The following is a 24,960-nucleotide window of genomic DNA, read 5'->3' as shown; positions in this document are numbered from 1 at the left end:
GCTTTTGCAAAGCGAAGCAAAAACGTTACTCTTGTGGACCAGGCATCACGCCTCTAGCCGAACCAGTACCGGCCGACGTCTTGCCGCCGCCAGCGCAGCCAACCCTGTAATCAGCAGCAAACCGACGGGGGGCTCGGGAACCACCATGCCGCGCGGATCGGTTTCGGCTTCCAGCAGCAGAGAGTGCGACAGCGGCAAACCGTCAAGGTCAAAGGCTGCGAGCGTCACAGTGTTCGAGAGGTGCGTCGAAAACGACCGCGTGTCTGAATCGCTAGGCCCGATGCTCAGAAGGTCGTTATGGAACAATATTGGGGTGCCGTCGACTTCAAGGGTGAACACCGTTTCCGTTTGCGCAAACAATCCGAAGGCATCGGTCATGACGTTGAGCAGGCCGGAGATATCGATCGCGAACTGGACATCGACGCTGGAACCGCCGCCACTGAGGGTGAAAGTATTGAACAGCGTACTGCGGCTTTTGCCAAATGCCGCCGCCGCTCCGGAGCCTGGAAGGTTGACGTCCGATTCCGCCAAGCCGGTAACAACTAAGTCAGGCGGGTCATTCGGCGCACTGGCAGTGCCTGTAGCGCTCGCCCAAGTTACCGCCGCTGACGCGCTGACTGTATCAGGAGAGCTTCCAGGCGTGAAATGCTCGTCGATCTGGCCGAGGCTGTTGTCCGCGTGGGCGAAGGTTTCGAGAAACCAAGACCCATCAAGCAAAATCTCCCCCGATGCAGGGGTGACTGACAGATTCTTGAAGTCCAGCGTGCTGTTGGCAATCGCCATTGCGCTGGCCTGTAATGGCGCACCCAGCAGGCAGGTGACAACAAGTACAGCAATAACCGGTAAGCGTTTCAACATCATGGGGTAATCCTCCTTAAAGAGAAAGCGATGGTTACCCCAAGCATGCGGGGGTGGCGGACTCGGGAACTCGTGCGATCATTATCTATAGGCTGCAGACTGGCATTCAGCCTATGCACCCAAGCTGACCACAAGGTTCTCCAGAATGTTCGTTGCAACCTCATTAGTCCGGTCTTCATCATCAGCCTCCCCGCGTTTCAATCTGGCACGGCTCGTTGCTACGTCCCTCCGCCGCGGCTATACTAAAAATCGATGTGATCTATATTTTTCTCTCAACATGATTTCTCAAGCAATGTTTATGCCCAATCGCCGCAAAACCTGATGCGACAAAACCTACGCCGCATGGCGATTCTGCAGTCAGACATCGAGGGAAGTTGACGCCTTGCGCAAACTCAGCCTCAGCAGCGCGAAGTGGGTCCGGAAGGTGATCCATGCCTCGGTTAAGACGTCCTGCGAGTCGCATTTTCTGCACCGGTTGCACTGCGTATTGCTGGTCGCCGAAGGTCGCAGTTGTTACGAGGTCGCGCGGTGGTTTGGGAATGATCCGCGCACAGTTGAGCGCTGGGTGCATGCGCTCGATGAGCACGGTATAGAGGGATTGCGCGAGCACCATTCTGGCGGGCGCCCCACCAAGCTGGCTGGTGAACAGAGGCAATGCCTCGTGCTCGACTTGCAGAAGCCGCCGCACGTATGCGGATATTCTGAGCGGGAATGGAGCGGAAAGCTCTTGGTGCAGCACCTGGAGGGCTGCTACGGGATCAAATTGAGCATACGCCAGTGCCAGCGAATAATGCGTCGGTTGACCGATGTCGGGACGTCCGGGGTGGCTTAAATCCACCGATCATGCGGCAGTGGTTTTGACGCTGATCTAATGATTTACGTCAGTATCGGTTTACTTATGGGTCTACGGCATGTCGAGTGTAAAATTTACCGACACGAGATTATCCAAATGCAGTGAGTCCAACTTTGGTCCAAAATTCAACTTGACCAGCGATTGTGTGATGCTTCTATTGCGACTTCAAATTTTGCATGTGGAAATAAATCCCGATGATGGTGATCCTTGTGCCCATGCCGCAAACAACCATATCAGGGAAGCATACCTAAGGCCATTGGATATTATTACCAGCATTTTGTAGCCTTTAACCGCGGCCACACGCGTGACTGGCATTTCCGCTGCTTGCTTTTACGATAGTGTCGCCCGGATTTAAAAGTCCTTGCTCGGCACGTTCGAATGGCCAAGGCATACCTTACTTGGCAAAAGGCAAAATAAAAGTGTTGGAATACGCGTTCGCTATTTGCAAGTCGAGTTTGCGTAGGGTTTGATAAATCTCTAGCACTTTGTCCTGCTGACCGTGGCGGGAATAAGCCTCGCCCAAGTTATACCAGACACTTGCTTTTTCCGGTTCGATGCGAACCGCCTCCCGAAAGGCGGAAATTGCCTGCTCGTATTGTTTAAAATTGCCGTAAGCAATACCCAAATTATTCCAGGCAGAGGCATACTCTGGATCAATGCGTAGTGCCTCCCGATAGGCCTGAATTGCTTGTTCGTATTGTTTGATGTTGTTATGGATATTGCCCAGATTATTCCAGGCGTCTGCATATTCAGGCTGAATGCGCAGCGCGCTTCGATAGGCTTTAATTGCTTGCTCATATTGTTTAAGGTTTTTGTGAGCAATGCCCAAGCTAAACCAAGCGTCTGCACTTACCGGCTCGCTTTTGACCCACTGTTGTGAAAGTTTCAACATTCCTTGCCAGTCTTTTTTGTGTTCCAGCGCAACGACGCGGTTAAGCCAAGCCAGCCCGCTCTTTTTCGCTACCGGCAGAGCGCCCTGAGCCCGTTTCGGCAGCTCCCCTATCCAATCTACGGGCAGGGCGAAGTTAAGATTTTGTCCCTCGGCGTGATAAAACGTAGTGATGCCGATTAATTGCCCTTGGTCATCGAATAGCCCACCACCGCTGGAGCCGAGAGAAATCGCGGCGGAGGTCTGGATGTATTCCGAGCCTTCATGTGGGCGCAAACTGGAGATAAGTCCTTCGCTTAAGGTCAGCTCCAGATCTTCCGGTGCGCCGATGGCATAGACGCGCTGGCCAACCTTGAGCTTTTTAGCGGTACCCAGAACGACGGGGGGCGCTCGCAAATCCGGTACATTTAACTGGCACAGATCGCGACTAGGGTCTGAGTATTGCATTGTGGCAGAAAATGTTTTGCCGGATTGCCGCACTTGCCGGCTTTTGCCTCTTTTCGCAACATGACAATTGGTAATGACCTGGCCGGCGCCTATCACCACGCCACTGCCCTGCCCAAGGAATTCATCCTTCGAATCAAAGATGTCTACTACCACAACGGAAGGTGACACTTGTTCAAAAATTTGTTCCGGTGTTTTGGCTGAGGCAAGCGAAGAAAGCAAAGCAAGTGTGAAACCGGCAGCCAGCACTGGGTAAAAATATTGGAATCTCATGATTTCCTCATTTTAATTTCTAGACAATGCCATACATAGAGAATTGGAAGACACGGCGTTAATTTAAGTTCAACAAGTGAATAAACGATAACACAATCGAAGCAGTCACAATCTTTTGTTAAAAGTCATAATTGTCACGAATATGTTTATTGTTGGGTACAGAAAGAAATGTAGGATGCCCTTAACGAGGTTCAATTTTCCATAAGTGCTGGGCGACGGATAGCCAAGCGCCTAGCCAGCCAAGGTAGGCCGATAACAGCAGCAGTGTGGAGCTGTCGCCTACGGAGGGTAAGTGCAGAGTAAAGCTGCTGGCATACAAATGCGTCAACTCAGAGAGGCTGTTATTGAGCAAATATAAGCTGATGGTAATGATGAGCCACGCCGCGGCACCACCTAGCAGCCCCTGTAGAAGTCCGAAGTACAGAAATGGCCGGCGAATGAAGGCATTGGTGGCGCCGATCAGTTTGGACACTTCAATTTCGTCGCGCTGAGTGAGGATTTGCAAACGGATGGTGTTGAAAGTAACGGCCACTAGCGCAAAACTAAGCAGCACGGCGAGAATGAGTACGGCCAACAAACCGAATTTGAGTATTGCTTCAAGCTTGTGAGCCCAAGCTGAATCCAGTTGCACATGCTCGAGTTTAGGCCATTTTTGCAACTCATCGCGCAACGCTTCCAGCGCTTGCGCATCAGATATTTTTGGATAAACAATATAAGCATCCGGCAGCGGGTTTTGCGCCATTCCGCCTATTACGTCCGTCAGTCCGGTGGTCTGCTTTAGCTGTTCCAGCGCTTGGTCACGTGGCACAAATTTTACCTGGTTGACGCCAGCGTGTTGCTTCAATTGTTTGCCGATATGGACGACTTCGTCCTTGCTGGCATCCATGCTCAAGAATATGCTGATCTGTGGTGTGCCAACTTCTTGTTCAGCCAAGCTTTGTACGCTTTTCAGCAATAAATACATGCCCGCCGGCAAGCTTAGTGCGATTCCGATGACCAGAATATTTAACAGGCTGGACAGCGGTGTGGTGATGAAACGGCGCAGGGTAAACAGCAACACGTGGGCATGCGATATCAGCCAGTTTTTCATGGGCACAACTCCCCATTTTTTAGTGCCAGCACGCGCCCCTTGAATTGGCGCAGAATGCTTTCGTCATGGGAGGAAATTAGCAGCGTGACGCCAACCTGATGAAACGATTTGAAGATACCCATGATGTCGCTGGCATAGTCCACGTCAAGATTGCCGGTCGGTTCATCTGCCAGCAGGATGGAAGGGCGGTTGACTATGGCGCGTGCGATGCACAAACGTTGTTGTTCGCCGCCGGACAGCGCGAGCGGGCTGGTTTTTTCGCGCTTGAGCAAGCCCACCTTGTCTAGCGCAGCCCGCACGCGCTTGGCGCTTTCGCGGTGATCGAAGCCGCAGATTTGCAATGGCAGCATTACGTTGTCGAACACGCTGCGGTCGAACAGTATTTTATGATCCTGGAAAATTAAGCCGAGGTTGCGACGCAGGTAGGGCAATGCACCACCCTTGATCGAACTTACGTTCTGCCCTTTGACTACAATGCTGCCAGAGTTGGGGCGCTCAATGGCAGCGATGAGTTTGAGCAAAGTGCTCTTGCCTGCGCCGGAATGGCCGGTGAGGAATATCATTTCACCCTCGGCGATCTCAAAACTAACATTTTTCAGTGCTTCATAACCTCCGGGGTAGCGCTTGTATATTTGGCTGAACTGGATCATTCATCCAGTCCCAGAAGTGCCGCGACGAAGTCTTCCGCTACAAATGGGCGCAGGTCATCCAGTCCTTCTCCCACACCGATAAAGCGCAGGGGAATGGGATGCGCCTTGGCGATGGCAGCAATTACGCCACCTTTGGCAGTGCCATCCAGTTTGGTCAGTATCAATCCCGTGACGGCCAGCGCATCGTCGAATGCCTTGACTTGGCTGAGCGCGTTCTGCCCGGTGTTTGCGTCCAGTACCAGCAGCACTTCATGCGGTGCACCGGGTAACGCCTTGGCGATAACGCGTTTGACCTTTTTGATTTCTTCCATCAGATGAATCTGAGTAGACAGGCGTCCGGCGGTATCTGCCAGCACTATGTCGATTTTGCGTGCCTGGGCTGCTTGTACCGCATCGAAAATCACTGCTGCGGCATCGCCGCTTTGCTGGGCGATGACGGTGACGTTGTTGCGCGCACCCCATTCCATCAGCTGTTCGCGCGCAGCGGCACGGAAGGTATCACCTGCGGCCAGCAGCACTGACTTGCCTTGCCCTTGGAAATACTTTGCCAGCTTGCCAATGGAGGTTGTCTTGCCAGCGCCATTTACCCCGGCCAGCATAATGACGCAGGGTTTATGTAAATCGGTTTCCAAAGGCTGTGCCAGCGGCTTGAGCAATTTGATCAGGTCATGCGCTAATGCTTCCTTTAGCTGAACTGCTTCAGTGAGTCGCTGCGCTTTTACTTGCCGGTGCAACTCGGCTAGTAAAAAACGCGTGGCGTCCATTCCGACATCTGCAGTGATCAGGATGGTTTCCAGTTCCTCATACAGGTCATCGTCGATCTTGCCGCCACGGCCAAACAAATCGGACATTTGATCGGCAGTGCGCGCCAGCCCGCTCTTAAGTCGGCTGATCCAGCCGCTTTTTTTAGGCATCTCTTCGACAGGGTTGGACTTGCTTTCAATTGGGGGTTTTTTTAGGAAGCCGAACATTTTAGGGGAATTTTGGAGGTGGCAGAAAGATAACTAAATAGAGCATAATACATATCAGTCGTGGCGGCTTTTGCCGCCATCGTTATTCTATTCTGATTGAGTTGTTTTGGGCTAAAAAAATGCGTACACAAATATTAAAATACTTGCTGACTATTGCTGCTTTATGGCCCGCGGTGCTTTTATTCGCTGTTGAGGCACAGGCGGAGGTGTTTGAGAAGACTCTCAGCAATGGCCTTAAGGTAATAGTCAAGGAAGACCACCGTGCCCCCGTTATAGTTCAACAAATATGGTATCGCGCCGGCAGCATGGACGAAAATGTTGGGGTCACCGGTATCGCACATGTGCTGGAACACATGATGTTCAAGGGTACCAAAAACGTGCCAGTTGGGCAGTTTTCCAAGCGTATATCTGCTGCGGGCGGACGCGAAAACGCCTTCACCAGTAACGATTACACTGCATATTTCCAGCAGTTGCACAAATCCAAGTTACCTCTCGCCATGCAACTCGAATCCGATCGTATGCAAAACTTGCATCTGACGGCGACTGAATTCAGCAAAGAAATTAAAGTCGTCATGGAAGAGCGGCGCATGCGCACGGATGATGAGCCGCACGCCCTAATGAATGAAAAATTGATGGCCGCGGCCTATCAGGAGCATCCTTACCGGACTCCCGTAATTGGCTGGATGAACGATTTGCAGACACTTTCCGTAAATGATGCCAAGACGTGGTATAAAAATTGGTACGTGCCCAATAATGCGACATTGGTAGTGGCAGGGGATGTAAAGGCGAGCGAGGTATTTGCGCTGGCACAACGTTTCTATGGCCGGATTCCAGCGCATAGTTTGCCTGCGCGCAAGCGTTTTAGCGAGCCTCCGCAGTTAGGCGTGAAGCGCATTGTAGTTAAAGCTCCGGCGCAGCTGCCGCAACTGGAAATGGCTTATCACGCCCCCTCGCTACGCGACCCAGAGAAGGATTGGCAGCCCTATGCCTTGCAAATACTGGCTGGCATTCTCGATGGCAATGCTTCGGCGCGCTTGAACAAAACATTGGTGCGAGAAAAGCAACTGGCCAGTAATGTGGGCGCTGAATATGACGCCACCTCGCGTGGGCCAAGTCTATTCATGTTAGAAGGCACACCCAGCGAAGGCAAGAGCGTGACAGAGATAGAAGAGGGATTGCGCGAACAAATAGGAATTCTGAAGCGTGACGGCGTAAACGAAGACGAACTTAAACGCGCAAAGGCGCAGGTAACTGCCAGTGAAGTGTACAAGCTCGATTCGCTGTTTTATCAGGCGATGCAGATTGGACAGATGGAAAGCATAGGGCTGTCATACAAAGCCATTCCTTTGATTCTGAAAAAATTGCAGGCGGTAACAGCGCAGCAGGTGCAGGATGTAGCGCGGGAATTTCTGCAGGACGACCAACTGACCATTGCCGTGCTCGAGCCACAGCCACTTTCCGGCAAACCGAAACAAACGAATAAAGGGGCATTACATGCACACTAAATTACTTGCCGCCATGGTGTTGTTTCTAGCCGGCATCACACCTGCACTCGCCACTCCCCATATCCAGCATTGGCAATCGCCGAGCGGCGCGCGTGTATATTTTGTGGAAAATCATGATCTGCCAATGCTGGATTTGACAGTTACTTTTGCCGCAGGAAGTGGCTTTGATGTGGCGGAAAAATCCGGATTGGCGGGGCTGACGCATAGAATGCTGGATCTCGGTGCAGAAGGTTTGAGCGAGGACGACATCGCGCGAAATCTGGCCGATATTGGTGCGCAATTTGGAAAGAATTTCGATGCGGATCGTGCTGGTGTGAGCTTGCGCACATTGAGCAGTACTGCAGAACGTGTTCAGGCGCTGGATATTCTGGCGCGCGTGCTGCAACATCCGTTATTTCAAGAAAATGTGTTGGCGCGAGAAAAGACGCGCCTGATCGCAGGCCTAAAAGAAGACGAAACCAAGCCGGAAAAAATTGCCGAAAAAGCCTTCGGCAAGGCAGTATTCGGCACCCATCCTTATGGTTTGCCGTTGCCGGGTGAAGTTGCCACCGTGGAAAATATTCAGCGCGCCGATATTGAGGCATTTTATCGCACACATTATTTTGCCAAAAATACCGTGGTTGCCATTATGGGCGATGTGACGCGCGCCGAAGCTGAAGCTATTGCGCAAAAGCTTACCGAGCAATTACCACCAGGCGTTGAGGCGGCGCAGATTGCGCCGGTGGTCATGCAAATTAAAGCGAGTGAGCAGCGCATAGTGCATCCGGCTACGCAGAGCCATATCCTGATGGGCGCACCCGGTTTGGCGCGCAAAGATCCGGATTATTTTCCCCTCTATGTGGGCAACCACATTCTCGGCGGAGGGGGATTTGTGTCCCGCCTGATGCACGAAATCCGCGAGAAGCGCGGCCTTGCCTATAGTGTATATAGTTACTTTATACCGATGAAGCTGCCGGGCGCGTATCAGATCGGGCTGCAAACCAAAAAGGATCAAGCTGATGAAGCGCTGCAACTAGTGCGCGCTACGCTGCGCGAGTTTATTGATAAAGGCGTAACGAAAAAGGAATTACAAGCATCCAAGCAAAACATCATTGGCGGTTTTCCGCTGCGTATCGATAGCAACAAAAAAATAGTTGACTACCTGAGTGTTATTGGATTTTATGAGTTACCTTTGACCTATCTAGATGACTTTGTCGGAAATGTTGATAGAGTCACTATCGCGCAAATTCGCGCAGCCTATAAACGGCGGGTGAATCCGGATGCAATGGCTACCGTGATAGTCGGTGCTCCGGAGACAAAAATACCAAGTATTAAAGAGGGAGCCGTGCAATAAATCGGGTACGCATCATCGGTGGCACTCATCGTCGTCGCTGGGTTGAGTTTCCAGACGCTGAAGGTTTACGCCCCACGCCGGATCGCGTGCGCGAGACTTTGTTCAACTGGCTGGGGCAAAATCTTAACGGCAAGCGCTGTCTTGATTTGTTCGCTGGCAGTGGGGTATTAGGTTTGGAAGCCGCATCGCGCGGTGCGACAGAGGTGGTAATGGTTGAGCGCAATCGTACGGTGTTTCGCGCCCTGCAAGAGACCATCATAAAATTAGCCTGTTCTAATGTATTGCTGCGTTGTGAAGATGGGATAGAATTCGCGCGCCAAAAAAATGGGCTATTCGATGTAATTTTTCTTGACCCCCCGTTTCAGAGCGACTATCTGCCAAAATTGCTCCCACTGCTTGCTGACAAGCTAACGCAAGACGGTATAGTGTATGTTGAAAGCGGTGAGGTGTTTGAACCTGACAAGGCTTGGCAGGTGGTGAAGCGCGCTAAAGCGGGGACTGTGCATTATCAATTATTGAAATGCGAAGGTGCATTAAAAGTATGATTAAAGTTATTTATCCCGGTACTTTTGATCCAATCACATGCGGGCATGAAGATGTAGTCCGTCGTGCGGCAGGACTATTCGGCGAAGTTGTGGTGGCTGTGGCAGAAAGTCGCAGTGTCACTTTGTTCACCATGGATGAGCGTGTGGCCATGGCGAGAGAAATTTTCGCTGATTTTGTCAATGTACGGGTGGAAGGTTTTTCCGGTTTGCTGATGAATTATGTGCGAACGCAAAATGCGCGCGTGGTATTGCGCGGCTTGCGCGCAGTATCGGATTTTGAATATGAATTTCAGATGGCTGGAATGAACCGCAGCCTGCATCCTGATGTCGAAACATTATTCCTGACGCCAGCAGAGCATTACACCTTCATCTCCGCTAGTATAGTGCGTGAGATCGCGCGCTTTGGCGGCGACGTAAGTAAATTTGTTTCCCCTTTGGTGGCGATCAAATTGACTGAGAAAAAATTAACTTAATTTACAGAGGAACAGTGTGGCCCTGATTATTACCGACGAATGTATCAACTGCGACGTGTGCGAGCCGGAATGCCCGAACGATGCTATTTCGCAAGGCGATACTATTTATTACATTAATCCCGACAAATGCACCGAGTGCGTGGGACATTATGAAACGCCACAGTGCGTGGAAGTTTGCCCAGTAGACTGCATTCCGCTCGACCCAGCTCATACGGAAAGCAGAGAGCAACTGCAAGCTAAATATGAAAAGCTAATGGCGGAAAAAGGCAAGTAACAGGCGGTGACTATTTAGCGGAAATGCTGATGAATCTGGATAAAATGACCGGTCACCGCAGTGAGGTTTTTACGCCTCGTTTTTCATTTGCCATTGCATGCCCCTATTAAATACTGATGGAAAATTGCCCTGCAATGCTTGATGCTTATCAATTGCAGGGCAATTAGTATTATGCTACCTTGACTTGGTGCTGGCCATTGTTCGTCTAACACGGACAACACCGAGCGTCTTCTCAAATACTGAAGGGCTGTTGCGTCAGAAAGCGCGCCGCCGCACCCAGCGTGAACAAGTTGGGCGTCTGGTCGGCAGGTAAAAGGGTCTTAATGGCGGCATGGAACTTGGCATAATTGCCGCGGTAGGAGCCGTTGTTCCATACCTTTAGCAGCTGCTCAGTAAATGCGCCGTTGTGGTCGCCATCCATGGACGTCTGGTTGTCCTGGCAACCTGAGATTAAAATTACCTTCGGCTTGAATTTTTTCGCTATCGCAGTTAGCCGCGGACTCACGGCCAGCTGAGCGAGTGCGCTGTCCGGATCCATTAGAGAAGCTTTGCCGGTGGCTTTGGCCACGTCTTGTTGCAGCTTGTCGTAAAATGCTTGGTGCTCGCGATAGGTGCGCATGCCCACGGCAAGCGGCATCATCTTTGAGCGCCCAATCGTCGGCCAGACCATGCCGGGCTGCGGCGGCGCAACACGTGTTACGGTGCCGCTATGGCAACTGTCGGAAAGCACAAGCACGCGTACCCCCGCTGCGAATTGGCTTAATTCGAAATACAACTCGTCGTCAATGAGTTGGCCGTCGTACAGGCACCAAGTCTCGTCTTTTTTGTCCTCTTCTTCTCCAGTGACATCAGGTACTTGGCCGCCATGGCCGGAGTAGGTAAGGAAGAATAAGTCGCCGGCTGCCAATTGCTTGGCGGCACTACGCATTGCGGCCAGCATATTGGCACGTGTGCCCTTCTTGGTCAGCAACACGGTGGATTTCATGCCGCGCGACTTGGCAATCGCCGCCATATCCTTGGCATCGAACTCGCAGGCATTGAGTTCGCCGCTCCAGCCACCATATTCGGTAGGGCTCACAGCATTCAGGCCAATGTGCAACGACATTGCCTTGGCTTTGGTTGTGGATAATTTTGCTTTCTTTTCCATTTTAATCTCCTCGATTAATGCCGCATGATGTGCGGCAGAATTTTGCTACTTGAGATGAAGTGGCTGAGGTGCAATTGCAATACAGTCTCAGCGGCTTGGCAAACCGGCTACACGCATTTTTTCAGGTTCAGTCTGCATTTATATCCGATTTTTACTGTAAGCGCTAAGCAATCATACGGCTCGGCGTGGATAGGTGCGTAATCTGCATCAAATAATTGTTGTATGATGTGCTGTAAATAAAAGCAGTCGTTCTTCCTCGCATTTAACTTCGAATAATAGTTACACTCAAGCAGCCTTACCGCCTGGCCGTATCAAACCGCAGCAAGAAGCGAGACGATCGAAATTGTTTTTTGCTCCTGACCGGTGTTTCCCAAACTTGCTAGCGAAATAATCCGGGCATAATGAGTGTTTAAACTGGCGTCATGAAATTCAAAATACATTGTTGAGATATTTGCCCGAACTGTGGCTTGACTAACAGTCAACAATTTTAATTTAACGTGAAATGATACTTTAAGGAATAAAAAATGAGCCAGTTGGATGTAACCACGCTTAACCAGAAATTCGCCATTCCTGGACAGCTTGAGTTTACCGAGGATGAGAGCGGTTTGATTATTGCGCGCATTGCCAACAAACAAGCACAATCTACCATTTCATTACAGGGTGCGCATGTCATGACCTTTGAGCCTGCGGGCGAAAAACCGGTCATTTGGCTTAGTCCTGCAGCCAAATTAGTACGCGGCAAATCCATTCGAGGCGGTGTGCCAATTTGTTGGCCGTGGTTCGGTGCCCATGCAACCGACAGTACCTTTCCAGGTCATGGGTTTGCCCGTACCGTTCCCTGGCAAGTTGTGGCCAGCGAAGCATTATCAGATGGCAGCACGCGCATCACCTTTGAATTGCCACAGAGTTCAATTCCTTCTGCGCAATTGCCGCATGCTTGTCGGGTGCGGAACATCGTTACTATCGGCAAGGAGATGATCGTGGAACTTGTCACCGAAAATACGGGCCAAATAATGTTTGAAATTGGCGAAGCGTTGCATACTTACTTTGCTATCAGCGATGTGGATAAAATTCGCATCACCGGTTTGGAAGGCTGCGCTTATCTTGACAAGGTGGGTGATTGGCAACGCAAAACACAAGCAGACGCAATCACCATAACCGCAGAAATAGACCGCCTCTATGTGGATACCGATTCAGATTGTCTGATTGTTGACAGCGGCCATAAACGCTGTATTCGTATTGCCAAGCGCGGCAGTCTTTCCACAGTGGTGTGGAACCCATGGGTGGAAAAGGCCGCGAAAATGGGCGATTTCGGCAGCGACACAGGCTATCGCGGCATGGTCTGTGTGGAAAGCGCGAATGCGGCGGAGAACGTAGTTAAAGTCGCTGCGGGTGCAACGCACTCGTTGCATGTGGTCTACAGTATTGAGAAAATATGATAGTAAACATGTTTGAATTATGCCAAGCCGCCATGCATTCTCAAGCTGGCTATTACTTTGAGCACAGGAGAGCATATGGTAAAACAGAATAACCGTGAGAAGCGTCATTTTTCACGCATCCCTTTTAATGCAAATGTACAGCTTCATTTTACTTTGCCGGATATTATGCAAGCCGCAACTTTGCTGAATATTTCATTAAAGGGTGCCTTGATTGAAACCCTGCAACCTATTAACCCTGATGAGGGCAAAATTTGCCGTTCGATTCTTTCATTGAGTGAAGGTGGCGAAGATATCATTATGGAAGGCAAGGTAGTTCATCAAAAAGGAAATCTTATAGGTATCGAATGCCAGCATATTGACATGGATAGCATGATCAATCTCCGCCGATTGGTGGAATTACATCTGGGGGATCCCGGTCTGCTGGAAAGAGAGTTAGCTGAGGTATTGAACTCGCGACACTTAAACTAAGTTGCCCTTTGATAAACAAGCCAAGATAAAATCACCAAGATAAAATCAATTCGTTAGCACAATTCAATTCTGTTATAATTTTAAAAGTGGTGTTAGTTTCTAGTCTTCTTGCCACTGTCCATACTGGTTTTAAAAATCCATCTATCTGCCTAAGACTGGCGCCATCAACGGCGACAGGCCGATTTTTTCTAGGAATAATTTATGACTTTCTCAGCCCTCGGTTTGTCCGATGAACTCGTCCGCGCCGTTAGCGAGCGTGGTTACACTGAACCAACGCCCATTCAGGCGCAGGCCATCCCTGTTGTGCTGTCCGGCGGCGACCTGCTGGCTGGTGCACAGACTGGCACCGGCAAGACTGCTGGGTTCACCCTGCCTATCCTGCAACGTCTTACTGCTTCTGCCAAACCTGCAACCGGTAAGGCACCGATTCGCGCATTAGTTCTTATCCCCACGCGCGAGCTTGCCGCACAGGTAGAAGAGAGCGTGCGCGATTATGGCAAATACCTCAAGCTTACTTCGATGACTATGATCGGTGGCGTTAACATCAATCCGCAAATACAGCGTTTGAAAAGCCGTGTAGATATTTTAGTTGCCACACCTGGCCGGTTACTCGATCACTTGCAGCAGAAAACGCTAGATCTGTCGCATATAGAAATTCTGGTGCTGGATGAAGCCGACCGCATGCTGGACATGGGCTTCATTCGCGACATCAAAAAAATCCTGGCTATATTGCCCAGGCAGCGGCAAAACTTGCTGTTTTCCGCCACCTTTTCCGACGAGATCAAGCAGCTGGCCGATGGGCTGCTCAATAAACCGGCGATGATAGAAGTGGCGCGCCGCAACGCTACTGCAGAACTGATCACGCAGAAAATTTACCCGGTGGATCGCGAAAGAAAGCGCGAGTTGCTCACCCATCTTATCAAGGAATATAACTGGCATCAGGTACTGGTGTTTACACGCACCAAACATGGTGCCAACAAGTTAGCTGAACAACTCAACAAGGACGACATTCCAGCGCTGGCCATCCATGGCAATAAGAGCCAAGCGGCGCGCACCCGCGCATTGGCGGAATTTAAAACCGGCAAACTGCAAGTGCTGGTGGCGACTGACATTGCTGCACGTGGCATCGACATCATTGAATTGCCGCACGTAGTTAACTTTGAGATGCCCAATGTTTCGGAAGATTATGTCCACCGCATTGGACGCACCGGTCGCGCGGGCAGCGAAGGTGAGGCAAGTTCCCTGGTATGTATTGATGAGCATAAGCTGCTGTGGGACATTGAGCGTTTGACCAAGCGCGAAATTCCGGTTGTGCAGGTGCCTGGCTTCGAGCCCGATCCTCGCATCAAGGCAGAGCCTATTTTAAACGGTCAGAATCGCGGTCAAGGTGGCGGGCGCAAGCAGCAGGGGCAAGGCCAGGGACGTGGTGGTCAAGGTCAGGCTCGTACTCGGGCAGCGCCACGCACGGGCAGTGGCCCAAGCCGCACCAATGCTGCTACTGGTAAGCCTGCTGCTCGCGCACCGGCATCGCACCGTTCCGGTGGATACGGTCGTTAAACAATGTATTCGCCAAGACGCGGAGCCAGGTAATTAATTGAACTAATCCCGACAAAGCTGATCAATTCGCTTTTTACTAAAATGAATATCACAACTGACGAAAAAATCTTAGCTGCGACCAAACTATGGTTGGAACGGGCCGTCATTGGCCTCAACCTGTGCCCGTTCGCCAAGGCCGTTCACGTGAAAAATCAGATACGCTATGTGGTGAGCAGCGCGACCACGCATGAAGACTTGCTAAGAGACCTCATGCGAGAGCTGGAAGTGTTGGCCGAAACGCCAGCTACAAATATCGACACAACCTTGCTTGTTCATCCCTATGTGCTCACTGATTTTATCGAATACAACGATTTTCTCGATGTGGCCGATGCAGCGCTGGAAGACATGGATTTGGAAGGTTTGTTGCAAGTTGCCAGTTTTCATCCGCAGTATCAATTTGCCGGAACGCAGCCTGACGATATCGAAAATTACACCAACCGGTCGCCGTATCCCATGCTGCATCTGCTGCGCGAAGCGAGTGTCGTGCAGGCGGTGTCGGCTTTTCCTGAGGCCGAGAAAATATTCGACAAGAACATTGAAACACTGCGCCGTTTGGGTCACGCAGGCTGGAATGACTTGGGGCTGGTTAAGGTCGGCTCTCCCCTGGAAGATGAATGACTGCGCAAAGAGCTTTAACGGTGACATCGCCAACTTTCTCTATACTTACCCCCGATTGCGTCATGAACGCGTTAGACAGCTTGGGCTGCCACAGCGATGGCCGCCTGCTGGCTCTTAACAGCTATGAGAACCGCGTCTATCAAGTAGGGATGGAAGAAAGCTCGCCGCTGGTAGCAAAATTTTATCGGCCGGAGCGCTGGACGAATGCGGCAATACTCGAAGAACATGCTTTCGTGCAGGAACTGGTCGAGCGCGAAATCCCGGTAGTACCTGCTTTGGTGCTGGGTGGCAAAACACTGCACACCTTCGAAGGATTTCGCTTCGCCGTTTTTCCCAAGCACGGCGGGCGTGCGCCTGAACTTGAAGATCGAAACACGCTGGAATGGATGGGTCGCTTCCTTGGTCGTATCCACGCCATTGGCGCGCTCAAATCGTTTCAGCATCGCCCCACACTGGATATAGCGAGCTTCGGTTTAGAACCGCTTGATTTTTTACTGACCAATAATTTTATCCCGGCTGATCTTGATGCGGCCTATCGCAGCGTAGCAGAGCAGGCACTGGTGGGTGTGCGTCATTGCTTTGAGCGTGCCGGCAGCAATGTAAGAGCGCTACGGCTGCATGGAGATTGCCATGCGGGTAACGTGCTGTGGACGGACGATGGCCCGCATTTCGTTGATTTTGACGATAGCCGCATGGGCCCTGCTGTGCAGGACTTGTGGATGCTGTTGTCGGGCGAGCGTGCTGACATGGCGCGGCAGTTGAATGACGTGCTGGCGGGGTATGAAGACTTTTACGATTTTGATTCATGTGAGTTGCATCTGGTCGAAGCACTGCGTACCTTGCGCCTGATTCATTATTCCGCCTGGCTGGCACAGCGCTGGGATGACCCAGCTTTCAAGCAAGCCTTCCCGTGGTTTAATACTCAACACTATTGGCAAGATCGCATTCTGGAATTGCGCGAGCAGATCGCGCTGATGGATGAACAGCCGCTATGGCCGGTTTAATTGATGGGCTCAGATATCCAAACTCGTTGCGCCTGCGACAGCAATAAAAATTTCACAGACTGTTGTGGGCGTTATATCGGGTGCAACACGCCTGCCCCCAGCGCTGAAGCATTGATGCGCTCCCGCTATGTCGCTTACACATTGGAATGCGAGGATTACATACTGGCGACTTGGCATCCATCTACACGCCCCGCCCCGCAGGATGCTGCTGATAAAGTTAAGACAAAGTGGCTGGGATTGGAGGTGAAGCGCCATGAGTACAATCTTCAGGAACAGGATCGCGCCGTAGTGGAGTTTGTGGCGCGCTATAAAATAGGCGGTCGTGCATATCGACTGCACGAAGTCAGTCGCTTCGTGCGCGAAGGCGACCTATGGTTTTATGTGGATGGAGATATTCGCTAAGACTACGCTGAACAAATCCGTTCGCGTTGAGATTCTATGGTTCGCGTCAAGCATTTTTTGTAATCCTTTCCGGGTCGAAAGTTGAATGGTAATGATGAATAGACCATGCTGCGCGGGCGATTTTGCGGGCGATGATTACCAGTGCTGCGGTAGTGCTCCAGCCTTGGGCGCGGTAATGCTCATAGATAGGCTTCCAAGCTTTGGATTTGGCGGCGGCCATTGCAGCGTTAAACAGCAAGCGACGCAACTCGGCGGGGCCGCGTTTGGATAGGCGCCTGCGGCCAATCTTGTTGCCGGAGTCGTTGGCTCTCGGGTCGAAGCCCGTGAATGCGACGAATGCATCCGCATTGCGGAAAGGCACGCGCTCCAACGTATTGGTCAGCGCCATGCCCACCACGGGGCCGACACCTGCAATGGTTTGCAAACGCTGTTGCGCTTCCTTGTGTTGCGGGGAATGCGCCGCAATCGCGGTCATGGTGGAATCGATCTTGGCAATCAGGGCATCAAGCTTGTTCGAGACAGCTTTGAGTTCGGCGGTAAAGCCACTCAGGTTGCTCATCGTCAGCGTGAGCGAGCTTTTGATGCGAACGATATTGGCGCGCCGCCGGATCATGCGATCCAGCTTGCGCTGGTCGGCTGTAGGGGGGGTGTAAGGGCGTAAACGCGTATGTTCTTGAGCGATGAGACGGGCGATCAGTTCGGCATCCACCCGGTCTGTTTTGGCGCGGTTACCCATGGCACGGGCATAGTGCTTGGTATCCAACGGATTGAGCAGGAATACGACATAGCCTTGCGCGTGTGCCAGATCGGCCAGTAATTCGTGATAGCCGCCAGTGGATTCCAGGCCGATGCGGCTGCCTGTGGGCAGAGATTTCAGCCATGCCAGCAAAGGAGCGCGCTGGTTGGTAACACTGTGAGTAGAAAAACTTTGCGCGGCGCAAGCCACAACGACTGCGTCTTTGGCAACATCCACACCTATGTTCGGAAAAGTTTGCATGATAGTAGCCTCTAGAAGTAAAGTAACAACGCTGGGGTGGCACACACCTACGTTAGCTTGCGTTCAAATCGGCGGTCAATGCACAGCCGCTAGATTCTTCATCGACGTTCGGGGTGTGGGTGGGAGAGTTCTCACTGAGTCTGTCCGATGCACGGCAGAGGCCTGTCGATGTCCCTCCACCCCGCGGCTCCTTCCAGTTTCTCAAGAAGGAGCCAGAAACACCATACAAGCCTGTCGAAACGCACTCCCTGCAAATTAAGGACTTGCAAATGGCTTCGACAGGCTCAGCCCGAACGGAGGGACTTGTTCAGCATTGCCCAAATTAGTCCCGGTATTTTAGAGCTGGTTAGAAGTATTTAATTTATTGGTATACATATTTTTACGAGAACATTCATCATGGCAACGGATTCTGTAACAGAGCCTGTAGTACAAGCAGTTGACGCACCCGCACCAGTTGCGCGTGATTTAATCACGCGCGAAGTGGCGCGCCGTCGCACCTTCGGCATCATCTCCCACCCGGATGCGGGCAAAACCACGCTGACAGAAAAATTACTGCTGTTTTCCGGCGCGATTCAATTGGCGGGTACGGTAAAGGCACGCAAGAGTGGCCGCCACGCAACTTCCGACTGGATGGATATCGAGAAGCAACGCGGCATTTCTGTAGCCAGCTCAGTGATGCAGTTCGAATATCGCAACCATGTAGTCAATCTGCTCGATACCCCCGGCCACCAGGATTTTTCAGAAGACACCTACCGCGTGCTCACCGCTGTAGATTCCGCGCTTATGGTTATCGACGCGGCCAAGGGCGTGGAAACGCAAACTATCAAATTGCTCAACGTGTGCCGTATGCGCAACACGCCCATCATAACTTTCATCAACAAGATGGATCGTGAAACACGCGACCCAGTGGAATTGCTGGATGAGGTTGAGTCTGTCCTTAATGTCCAGTGCGCACCAGTGACTTGGCCGTTGGGGATGGGCAAGACTTTTCGGGGTGTCTATCACTTATTGCGCGACGAGATTCTACTGTTCGCGGCGGGCGAAGAACGCGCCGATCAAGATTTTGAAATAGTTAAAGGCATCGATAATCCGCGCCTGGTAGAAATGTTCCCACTGGAAATAGGACAGCTTAAAGCAGAAGTTGAGCTATTACATGGAGCTTCTCATCCTTTTGATCTTGCCGCGTTTCTGGCCGGCACGCAAACCCCCGTCTTCTTCGGCTCCGCTATCAACAACTTCGGCGTGCGCGAAATTCTCAACGCCCTGTTGGATTGGGCACCGGCGCCGCGTGCGCGCGATGCCACTGTACGTGTTGTCGCACCTACCGAAGCGGCTTTTACTGGTTTCGTGTTCAAAATACAAGCCAACATGGACGCGAATCATCGTGATCGCATCGCCTTCTTGCGTGTTTGCTCCGGGCGTTTCGAGCGTGGCATGAAGATTAAGCATTTGCGCATTAACCGCGAAATTCGTGTGTCCAATGTTGTCACTTTTATGGCCTCCAGCCGTGAGCAGGTAGAGGAAGCCTACGCCGGCGACATCATCGGCCTACCTAACCACGGCAACATGCAGATCGGCGACAGCTTTTCCGAAGGCGAGTTATTGCAGTTCACGGGCATTCCTTATTTCGCACCAGACTTCTTCCGATCCGTGCGCATCCGGAACCCGATCAAGGTCAAGCAGCTGCATAAAGGCTTGCAGCAGCTTGGTGAAGAGGGCGCGGTACAAGTATTCAAGCCAGTTAGTGGTGGTGATTTAATTCTGGGTGCGGTCGGCGTACTGCAGTTCGATGTGGTGGCCAGCCGCTTGATGGGCGAATATGGCGTGGACGCAGTATTCGACGGCACCAATACCACGAGCGCGCGCTGGGTTACTTGTGACGACAAAAAAATGCTCGCAGATTTTGAAAAGGCTCTGTCGCACAACGTCGCCTATGATGCCGCCAACAACATGGCCTATCTTGCACCGAACAGCGTCAATCTCAAGCTCACCCAGGAACGCTGGCCAAAAGTAGTTTTCCACACCACGCGCGAACATGCGGTAAAACTGTAGTCGATTTTCTACCATAAAGACTTCCATGCAAGAATTTGAATTCAAACTTAATGACGAATTTATCGAGCTAAACCAATTGCTTAAAATGGTTGGCGTGTGCGATAGCGGCGGCGCGGGCAAGGCTCTGGTCGCGGAAGGTGTGGTGTCGGTGGATGGGCACGTGGAATTGCGCAAAACCTGCAAAATACGTGCAGGGTCAGTGGTGACCCTGGGCGATGTGCGCATCACAGTGCTTGCATAAGCTTCATGCTGTATATCTCCCACAACGTTACCATTCCTGATCATGAGATCGAGCTAACCGCCGTGCGTGCGCAGGGGGCGGGCGGACAGAATGTCAACAAGGTTTCCAGCGCTGTGCATCTGCGTTTCGACATCAATGCCTCATCGTTGCCGGAAGCATTTAAAGCGCGGCTCCTTGAACTGCATGATCACCGCATCACCAAAGACGGCGTGGTGATTATCAAGGCGCAGGAATTTCGCAGTCAGGAAATGAATCGTGGTGAGGCATTGCGACGCTTGAAAGAGTTGGTGCAGAGTATCGCAGTGTTACCCACCGTCCGTCGCGCAACAAAACCTACGCGCAGTTCGCAGAGAAAGCGTATGGACAGCAAAGCCAAGCATGGCGCAACTAAAAGTATGCGTGGCCGTGTGGTGGAATAATTTGACAGGAGCAAGCATGGCTCATATCTGCATGAGATGGATCCAGGAGTTATATGGCGATTAAAGCAACCATCTTCAAAGCCAATCTGCAAATCGCAGACATGGAGCGTCACTATTACCAAGATCACGCGCTAACTCTTGCACGACACCCTTCTGAAACAGACGAGCGCATGATGGTGCGGTTGTTGGCCTTTGCGTTGCATGCCCATGAATATCTGGAATTCGGCCAGGGAATGACCGCTGATGATGAGGCAGATTTGTGGCGGAAAGATTTAACGGGTGCGATTGAGTTGTGGATAGACGTCGGGCTTCCCGACGAAAAACTAATACGTAAAGCCTGCGGTCGCTCTAATCAGGTAATTGTTTACACCTATGGCGGTCGCGTCGCAGATATGTGGTTCGCACAAAACAGCAGTCAATTCGAACGACTCAAAAATCTAAGCGTAATTAACCTGCCGATGGAAAACACGCGCGCCATCGCCAAGCTGGCTCAGCGCAACATGCAGTTGCAATGCACCATTCAGGATGGACAGGTATGGTTGAGCGATGGGAATGACAGTGCGCAGGTGGAACGGGTGTTGCTAAAAGTGCCATCCACTCGCGGACATTGAGCGCAGCTAGTCGGCGCTCAATGACTTGCTTAATTTCAATCGCTGCCGCCACAACACAGCACTTGCCCAACTCAGCGCGGCAAACATAACCAAGCCGCCCAGCGTATGCGCCAGCGCGCCCCAGTGCTGAGCATTGGGGCGCTGACCAACGCTGTCGAGTAAATATATCCAATCGTGCGGGCCGTCTTCGCCGACGCTACCTCCGAGCAAAATTAATTGCGGTCGCAGTGCATCATAAATGTAAGGTGCAAGGTCTATCAAGCTGACACTTGTCCACCATAGCCCGATCGCTGCGCCGAAGTTGTCGCGATTTATCCAGATAAAGGCGATGGCAATTCCGCCGGGTAAGGCCAGCTGGAACAGGCTGCCGCCGAGGACGGTGAGCCACTGGCCGAAGGGCATAAACAACACGTGTCCGGCCTCGTGGATGGGAAGCAGGATATTGTGCATGAAGGAGCCGCCTATCTCGCCGCTACGGTAATCGTAAGCAAATAGTTTCCAGCTCCACCACGTCAGAAGTACGAGCAGCAGACAACGCCCATAGAAAGATAGCGTATCCATCTGCTCCTTGGGAGTGAGAAAATTCTCCATGCGTCTGCGCCAACTACGAGTGGTCGTGCCCGGATCGGCATCGTAAATCACGGAGGCTTCTGTCAATGGTTGCCACTTAAAAAAATAAATGCCGCAGGCAGGGCATGCGGCATTGCTCGGTAAGGGTTGCGGTAACTTGTATCCGCACTTGGGGCAATCAGTGTAGGTGTCAGGCATTACATTCACGCTTTGCCGGCAAGCCAGCCTCAGACTTGCCGAAAGCTGCGTTGTTCTGATTTAGGTGGACGGGCTTTCATCGTCAGCGTGACCGGACTGGTCTGAAGCAGGCGGGGTTTTATCTTCTAATTTGCGCTGTTTTTTCTCTTCTTTCTTTTTTTTCTTGGCTAATTCTTTTTGACGCTTTTCGAATTGAAAATTAGGTTGTACCAATTTGTCGCCTTTATTATTAGGATTTATTTAAATGCCCGATTTGCAGTCGCTATTTTCACACATTTACGACTCTACATGGGGGGTGCTTTTGGAGATGCCGAAACCGCAAAACTCGACCACACGAATTTACGTGAGCGTAAAGCGCTATGCCGCGAGCACCGCATTCCAAATTTCAGGCACGCTTTGCTTCTGCACATGCAAACTGCTCAATGCAAATCGCCCTTCATGGATACGGGTAAGAGCTCAATGCCGGCAATTGTTACCGCTACTTGTTGTTACGCCTAGCGGAATCAACCTCTGTGTCGCCACGGGCGCGAGAGAACGCCCGTCTGGAAGTCGGGATTCGAGTGGTACACCAGCGTACCCGGAATCAGGCCATACAGGAGATCACAGGGTACATCGGGATCTTCCTTAACCGGCAACGGAAACAGACTCGCCCCGGCCACCCTGTAAGCCGTTGTTTACTCGCAGCGATACCATGCAAATCAACTAGCTGCTTGGCCCGTTGGACTCCTCTGTTGCCAACCGACTTCACTTTTTTCTCTACGTTTGGCCTTAAGGCAGGGCCATAGAAGACTCCCTCCATTTTATTATTTTCTTTTACTCGAGAAACTGCTCGTAGTACTTCGTTGTAAAACGCGGGTAAGCCAACTTTTTCGGAATTTTTACGTCGCCAAGCTGTAACCATTGTGTTTGGATTGGTGAGGCATTGCCGCCAAGCGTATTAATCGCCAGCTTGTTATATTCCTGTGCGAAACGTTGCCAGCGAGGTTCTGCAGGGTTGGAACAAATCGGGTCAAATGAGAACGAAATACCGGAACCACCAGAGTAAAGTCCGAAAGGTTTCTTAACTTTTTCCGGGCGATGGACGAAGTAGGTCGCCCACCCGTTCGGTGCATAGCCGGTTTGTTGTTCAAAATCCTTTGTAAATTTATATGAGTCGACGATGACACGGGTAAGTTGCGTGATATCGTGTTCGTAAAACTGGAAGTCAAGACGGCGCTCATCCGCTGATGGGCGCCAATACTCGTTAACGAAATCATGGCGGGAGTAGATAAGCTCTTTGGGTTGCGGCACTTCGACACCCTCAAATCCGTGCTGGATCGCCAAGCGCTTTGCGATGCGAAATTCATCGCAGGCAGGCTGTGACGAAGCTGGCGTTACCGTACCGAAACCTGCCTTGAATCGCTCATCTAAGAAACTCGCCAGTTGATTGAGAAATACAATTGCAAACAAAGCGTCACACGCCTCACGTTTGCTTATTAACCGGTGTGCAAGTTCTTCCGGCGACGGAAAAACTTCAAATGATATCTCTGACCTGCAAAGCGAAGCCGGCCGCACTTCGATTTGGCATTCGACGACAATGCCGGAGAGTCCAAAAGAACACTTGAACTCATGAAACACAATTCCATCCTTATAGTCAGACAGTGTGCGAAGCTTGCCTTTGTCGTCAACATAAGTCAGAGCGACGACATGCGTGGAAAAATAACCGAGGCCATCCAACGATGAATCCTTGGTATCTCCAACCGCGACGGAGCCTACGGTGGCTTCGCCGATTTCCGCCTGAAACGGGATTTCCACTCCACGTGCCTGAAGCCACATGTTGAGCTTTTTAAGACGGCACCCAGCCTGCACCCGAACCACCTTTCTTCCTGTGTTGTCTGATTCGAGGCCTACAATTTCGTCGAGTTTACGCGTACACAACATCGTCCCGCCGTTATTGACGATAGTGGATGTCACAGATAATAGTGAACCAACCGGGTGGACAGGGGTTGGAAACCGCTGCTCGTCGCGTACCACGGCCTGCACATCAGCGTAGCTTATCGGCTCGACATAAACAGCGGGTTTCGTCGTTTGGCTCAGTCCCCAATTGCTGCGAATATGGCCTTCATTTTCAAGCAAACCATGATAGGGTTGAGAGATCGTAATATCGTTCATTGAGCACCTCGAGCTGATGTTTGGGGACAGGTAATCAATCGTAAATTGCTGATGCCGTTATCGGAGAATCACATATTTTCTGATATCAGGCGCTTTGGCGAGCAACGATTGAGCCTTAGAGAAGGCATCTTGTACATGAGAGGATGCCATGTGGGCATCTATAGCCGAATCGCTGGTCCATTCTTCAATGAAGACAAACTCGGCGAGGTCGGTTTTATCTTGTACGAGTTGATAGCTGATGCAATCCTTTTCTACTCGCGTGGGTTCAACAAGGCCCAGCAATACGGATTTAAGTTCCTCAACTTTATCGAACTGAGCAGTGATCCTCGCGATCACCCTTACAAATTCACCCGACATGTGTTGCCTCCAAGTATCAATCGTTTAATGTTATTCCGACGATAGTCACATAATAAAGCGGCACATAAAAAAGACGAATAAGCAAATTGCTTATTTTTGACTAAGAAAAATCCTTGAAATATATGACGCATAAAATTAAAGGACTACAGGAAAGAAGCGTTCGAAGTACCAGGAATTTAGAATCAGGTTAAAAAGCTCCATCAAAGGAGTTGTCCATTAACATTGATAGCATGAAGGTATGATATTTGATCAAAAGCATATAGCTGTATGCAGGTGAACCTGAATGTAGCCTCGTAAACTTAATAAGGTTGCCTCATGTCTGGATAGGAAAGATTGTAGTGCTGGCGAGTGGATAATTGAAGCCAGGTCAGCGAACCCTCGGGGTAACAAGGTCGGCATGTATCGGAAGTTTTGTGCCCCGTGCTGATATCCCTAAAATATTAAAGACACACTGCATGAGTGCCATTGAAGTCTGCTCCTGAGGTCTCCCCACAAAACCCCGTTGCATTTCAATAAACTAGGGCGTACTGTC

The 24,960-nt window shown here is 51.1% G+C and carries 27 protein-coding genes; 16 read left to right on the top strand and 11 right to left on the bottom strand.

Annotated features, from left to right (window positions below; translation table 11 throughout):
* Positions 1 to 45: 45 nt before the first annotated feature.
* Positions 46 to 861 (bottom strand): hypothetical protein, encoded by an 816-nt coding sequence (locus MJ768_RS10900; RefSeq protein ID WP_239291795.1) that lies wholly within the window; start codon positions 859 to 861, stop codon positions 46 to 48.
* 421 nt (positions 862 to 1,282) lie between these two features.
* Here MJ768_RS10900 and MJ768_RS15475 point away from each other — a divergent pair, with 421 nt between their 5' ends.
* Positions 1,283 to 1,690 carry a helix-turn-helix domain-containing protein gene (locus tag MJ768_RS15475; protein WP_445082993.1) on the top strand — a complete coding sequence of 136 codons (408 nt, stop codon included), beginning with the start codon at positions 1,283 to 1,285 and terminating at the stop codon, positions 1,688 to 1,690.
* A gap of 415 nt (positions 1,691 to 2,105) precedes the next feature.
* Here the strand turns inward: MJ768_RS15475 and MJ768_RS10890 are convergent, their stop codons facing one another.
* From MJ768_RS10890 to ftsY, 4 genes are all read right to left on the bottom strand, one after another.
* Entirely contained in the window at positions 2,106 to 3,317 is a 1,212-nt protein-coding gene (locus MJ768_RS10890) for a tetratricopeptide repeat protein (protein WP_239291793.1), read from the bottom strand.
* Between the two features lie 181 nt (positions 3,318 to 3,498).
* Entirely contained in the window at positions 3,499 to 4,407 is a 909-nt protein-coding gene (gene ftsX / locus MJ768_RS10885) for a permease-like cell division protein FtsX (RefSeq protein WP_239291792.1), read from the bottom strand.
* Positions 4,404 to 5,057, bottom strand: a complete 654-nt coding sequence (gene ftsE, locus MJ768_RS10880; protein WP_239291789.1) for a cell division ATP-binding protein FtsE — start codon at positions 5,055 to 5,057, stop codon at positions 4,404 to 4,406. The genes ftsX and ftsE overlap by 4 nt, the downstream gene beginning before the upstream one ends.
* Positions 5,054 to 6,028: a signal recognition particle-docking protein FtsY gene (gene ftsY, locus MJ768_RS10875; protein WP_445082991.1), complete on the bottom strand. Its 975-nt coding sequence runs from the start codon at positions 6,026 to 6,028 to the stop codon at positions 5,054 to 5,056. The genes ftsE and ftsY overlap by 4 nt, the downstream gene beginning before the upstream one ends.
* Positions 6,029 to 6,147: 119 nt before the next feature.
* On the opposite strand from ftsY, the gene MJ768_RS10870 reads away from it, so the two are divergent.
* From MJ768_RS10870 to MJ768_RS10850, 5 genes are read left to right on the top strand one after another with little or no spacing between them, the layout of a single operon-like run.
* The gene (locus tag MJ768_RS10870; protein WP_239291785.1) at positions 6,148 to 7,533 is read left to right on the top strand and encodes a M16 family metallopeptidase; all 1,386 of its coding nucleotides are present in this window, start codon (positions 6,148 to 6,150) and stop codon (positions 7,531 to 7,533) included.
* Positions 7,523 to 8,866, top strand: coding sequence for a M16 family metallopeptidase (locus MJ768_RS10865; RefSeq protein WP_239291784.1), 1,344 nt, complete (start codon positions 7,523 to 7,525; stop codon positions 8,864 to 8,866). Before MJ768_RS10870 ends, MJ768_RS10865 begins: the two co-directional genes overlap by 11 nt.
* Positions 8,863 to 9,411 carry a 16S rRNA (guanine(966)-N(2))-methyltransferase RsmD gene (gene rsmD / locus MJ768_RS10860; protein WP_239291843.1) on the top strand — a complete coding sequence of 183 codons (549 nt, stop codon included), beginning with the start codon at positions 8,863 to 8,865 and terminating at the stop codon, positions 9,409 to 9,411. The genes MJ768_RS10865 and rsmD overlap by 4 nt, the downstream gene beginning before the upstream one ends.
* Positions 9,408 to 9,884, top strand: a complete 477-nt coding sequence (gene coaD, locus MJ768_RS10855) for a pantetheine-phosphate adenylyltransferase (RefSeq protein WP_239291782.1) — start codon at positions 9,408 to 9,410, stop codon at positions 9,882 to 9,884. The genes rsmD and coaD overlap by 4 nt, the downstream gene beginning before the upstream one ends.
* Positions 9,885 to 9,900: 16 nt before the next feature.
* Positions 9,901 to 10,158 carry a YfhL family 4Fe-4S dicluster ferredoxin gene (locus tag MJ768_RS10850; RefSeq protein WP_239291780.1) on the top strand — a complete coding sequence of 86 codons (258 nt, stop codon included), beginning with the start codon at positions 9,901 to 9,903 and terminating at the stop codon, positions 10,156 to 10,158.
* A 232-nt stretch (positions 10,159 to 10,390) separates the two neighbouring features.
* Here the strand turns inward: MJ768_RS10850 and MJ768_RS10845 are convergent, their stop codons facing one another.
* Positions 10,391 to 11,305: a caspase family protein gene (locus MJ768_RS10845; RefSeq protein ID WP_239291779.1), complete on the bottom strand. Its 915-nt coding sequence runs from the start codon at positions 11,303 to 11,305 to the stop codon at positions 10,391 to 10,393.
* Positions 11,306 to 11,829: 524 nt separating this feature from the next.
* Here MJ768_RS10845 and MJ768_RS10840 point away from each other — a divergent pair.
* The 6 genes from MJ768_RS10840 (at position 11,830) to MJ768_RS10815 (ending at position 16,832) form a co-directional block, all read left to right on the top strand.
* A complete protein-coding gene (locus tag MJ768_RS10840) occupies positions 11,830 to 12,744 on the top strand; it encodes a D-hexose-6-phosphate mutarotase (RefSeq protein ID WP_239291778.1) in 915 nt (304 codons plus the stop codon).
* 75 nt (positions 12,745 to 12,819) lie between these two features.
* Positions 12,820 to 13,212 (top strand): PilZ domain-containing protein, encoded by a 393-nt coding sequence (locus tag MJ768_RS10835; protein ID WP_239291777.1) that lies wholly within the window; start codon positions 12,820 to 12,822, stop codon positions 13,210 to 13,212.
* A gap of 201 nt (positions 13,213 to 13,413) precedes the next feature.
* A complete protein-coding gene (locus MJ768_RS10830; RefSeq protein ID WP_239291775.1) occupies positions 13,414 to 14,769 on the top strand; it encodes a DEAD/DEAH box helicase in 1,356 nt (451 codons plus the stop codon).
* An 81-nt stretch (positions 14,770 to 14,850) separates the two neighbouring features.
* Positions 14,851 to 15,426, top strand: coding sequence for a DUF1415 domain-containing protein (locus tag MJ768_RS10825; RefSeq protein WP_239291773.1), 576 nt, complete (start codon positions 14,851 to 14,853; stop codon positions 15,424 to 15,426).
* Positions 15,423 to 16,430 (top strand): serine/threonine protein kinase, encoded by a 1,008-nt coding sequence (locus MJ768_RS10820; protein ID WP_239291772.1) that lies wholly within the window; start codon positions 15,423 to 15,425, stop codon positions 16,428 to 16,430. The genes MJ768_RS10825 and MJ768_RS10820 overlap by 4 nt, the downstream gene beginning before the upstream one ends.
* Positions 16,431 to 16,433: 3 nt before the next feature.
* Positions 16,434 to 16,832, top strand: coding sequence for a YchJ family protein (locus tag MJ768_RS10815; protein WP_239291768.1), 399 nt, complete (start codon positions 16,434 to 16,436; stop codon positions 16,830 to 16,832).
* A 46-nt stretch (positions 16,833 to 16,878) separates the two neighbouring features.
* Here MJ768_RS10815 and MJ768_RS10810 read toward each other — a convergent pair whose 3' ends face one another.
* A complete protein-coding gene (locus MJ768_RS10810) occupies positions 16,879 to 17,829 on the bottom strand; it encodes an IS110 family transposase (protein WP_239291767.1) in 951 nt (316 codons plus the stop codon).
* Positions 17,830 to 18,225: 396 nt separating this feature from the next.
* On the opposite strand from MJ768_RS10810, the gene MJ768_RS10805 reads away from it, so the two are divergent.
* From MJ768_RS10805 to MJ768_RS10790, 4 genes are read left to right on the top strand one after another with little or no spacing between them, the layout of a single operon-like run.
* Complete coding sequence (locus MJ768_RS10805) at positions 18,226 to 19,881, top strand: peptide chain release factor 3 (protein ID WP_239291765.1); 1,656 nt, start codon at positions 18,226 to 18,228, stop codon at positions 19,879 to 19,881.
* Positions 19,882 to 19,906: 25 nt separating this feature from the next.
* Positions 19,907 to 20,122 carry an RNA-binding S4 domain-containing protein gene (locus MJ768_RS10800; RefSeq protein WP_239291764.1) on the top strand — a complete coding sequence of 72 codons (216 nt, stop codon included), beginning with the start codon at positions 19,907 to 19,909 and terminating at the stop codon, positions 20,120 to 20,122.
* Between the two features lie 5 nt (positions 20,123 to 20,127).
* Positions 20,128 to 20,541: an alternative ribosome rescue aminoacyl-tRNA hydrolase ArfB gene (gene arfB, locus MJ768_RS10795; protein WP_239291763.1), complete on the top strand. Its 414-nt coding sequence runs from the start codon at positions 20,128 to 20,130 to the stop codon at positions 20,539 to 20,541.
* Between the two features lie 53 nt (positions 20,542 to 20,594).
* Positions 20,595 to 21,152, top strand: a complete 558-nt coding sequence (locus MJ768_RS10790) for a YaeQ family protein (RefSeq protein WP_239291762.1) — start codon at positions 20,595 to 20,597, stop codon at positions 21,150 to 21,152.
* Positions 21,153 to 21,158: 6 nt separating this feature from the next.
* Here MJ768_RS10790 and MJ768_RS10785 read toward each other — a convergent pair whose 3' ends face one another.
* The 4 genes from MJ768_RS10785 to MJ768_RS10770 all read right to left on the bottom strand — a co-directional run bounded on the left by MJ768_RS10785 (position 21,159) and on the right by MJ768_RS10770 (position 24,428).
* The gene (locus tag MJ768_RS10785; protein WP_239291759.1) at positions 21,159 to 21,920 is read right to left on the bottom strand and encodes a hypothetical protein; all 762 of its coding nucleotides are present in this window, start codon (positions 21,918 to 21,920) and stop codon (positions 21,159 to 21,161) included.
* Positions 21,921 to 21,980: 60 nt separating this feature from the next.
* A complete protein-coding gene (locus MJ768_RS10780) occupies positions 21,981 to 22,133 on the bottom strand; it encodes a hypothetical protein (RefSeq protein ID WP_239291758.1) in 153 nt (50 codons plus the stop codon).
* A gap of 600 nt (positions 22,134 to 22,733) precedes the next feature.
* On the bottom strand, positions 22,734 to 24,071 hold the full coding sequence (locus tag MJ768_RS10775; protein WP_239291757.1) for an FAD-binding oxidoreductase: 1,338 nt from the start codon (positions 24,069 to 24,071) through the stop codon (positions 22,734 to 22,736).
* 57 nt (positions 24,072 to 24,128) lie between these two features.
* Positions 24,129 to 24,428 carry a putative quinol monooxygenase gene (locus MJ768_RS10770; RefSeq protein ID WP_239291756.1) on the bottom strand — a complete coding sequence of 100 codons (300 nt, stop codon included), beginning with the start codon at positions 24,426 to 24,428 and terminating at the stop codon, positions 24,129 to 24,131.
* Between the last annotated feature and the right edge of the window lie 532 nt (positions 24,429 to 24,960).

It is taken from the genome of Candidatus Nitrotoga sp. 1052, assembly GCF_927312905.1.
Taxonomy (GTDB): domain Bacteria; phylum Pseudomonadota; class Gammaproteobacteria; order Burkholderiales; family Gallionellaceae; genus Nitrotoga.
Note: the sequence above shows the minus strand (reverse complement) of the source record. Positions and strands in the feature narration are given on the sequence as shown.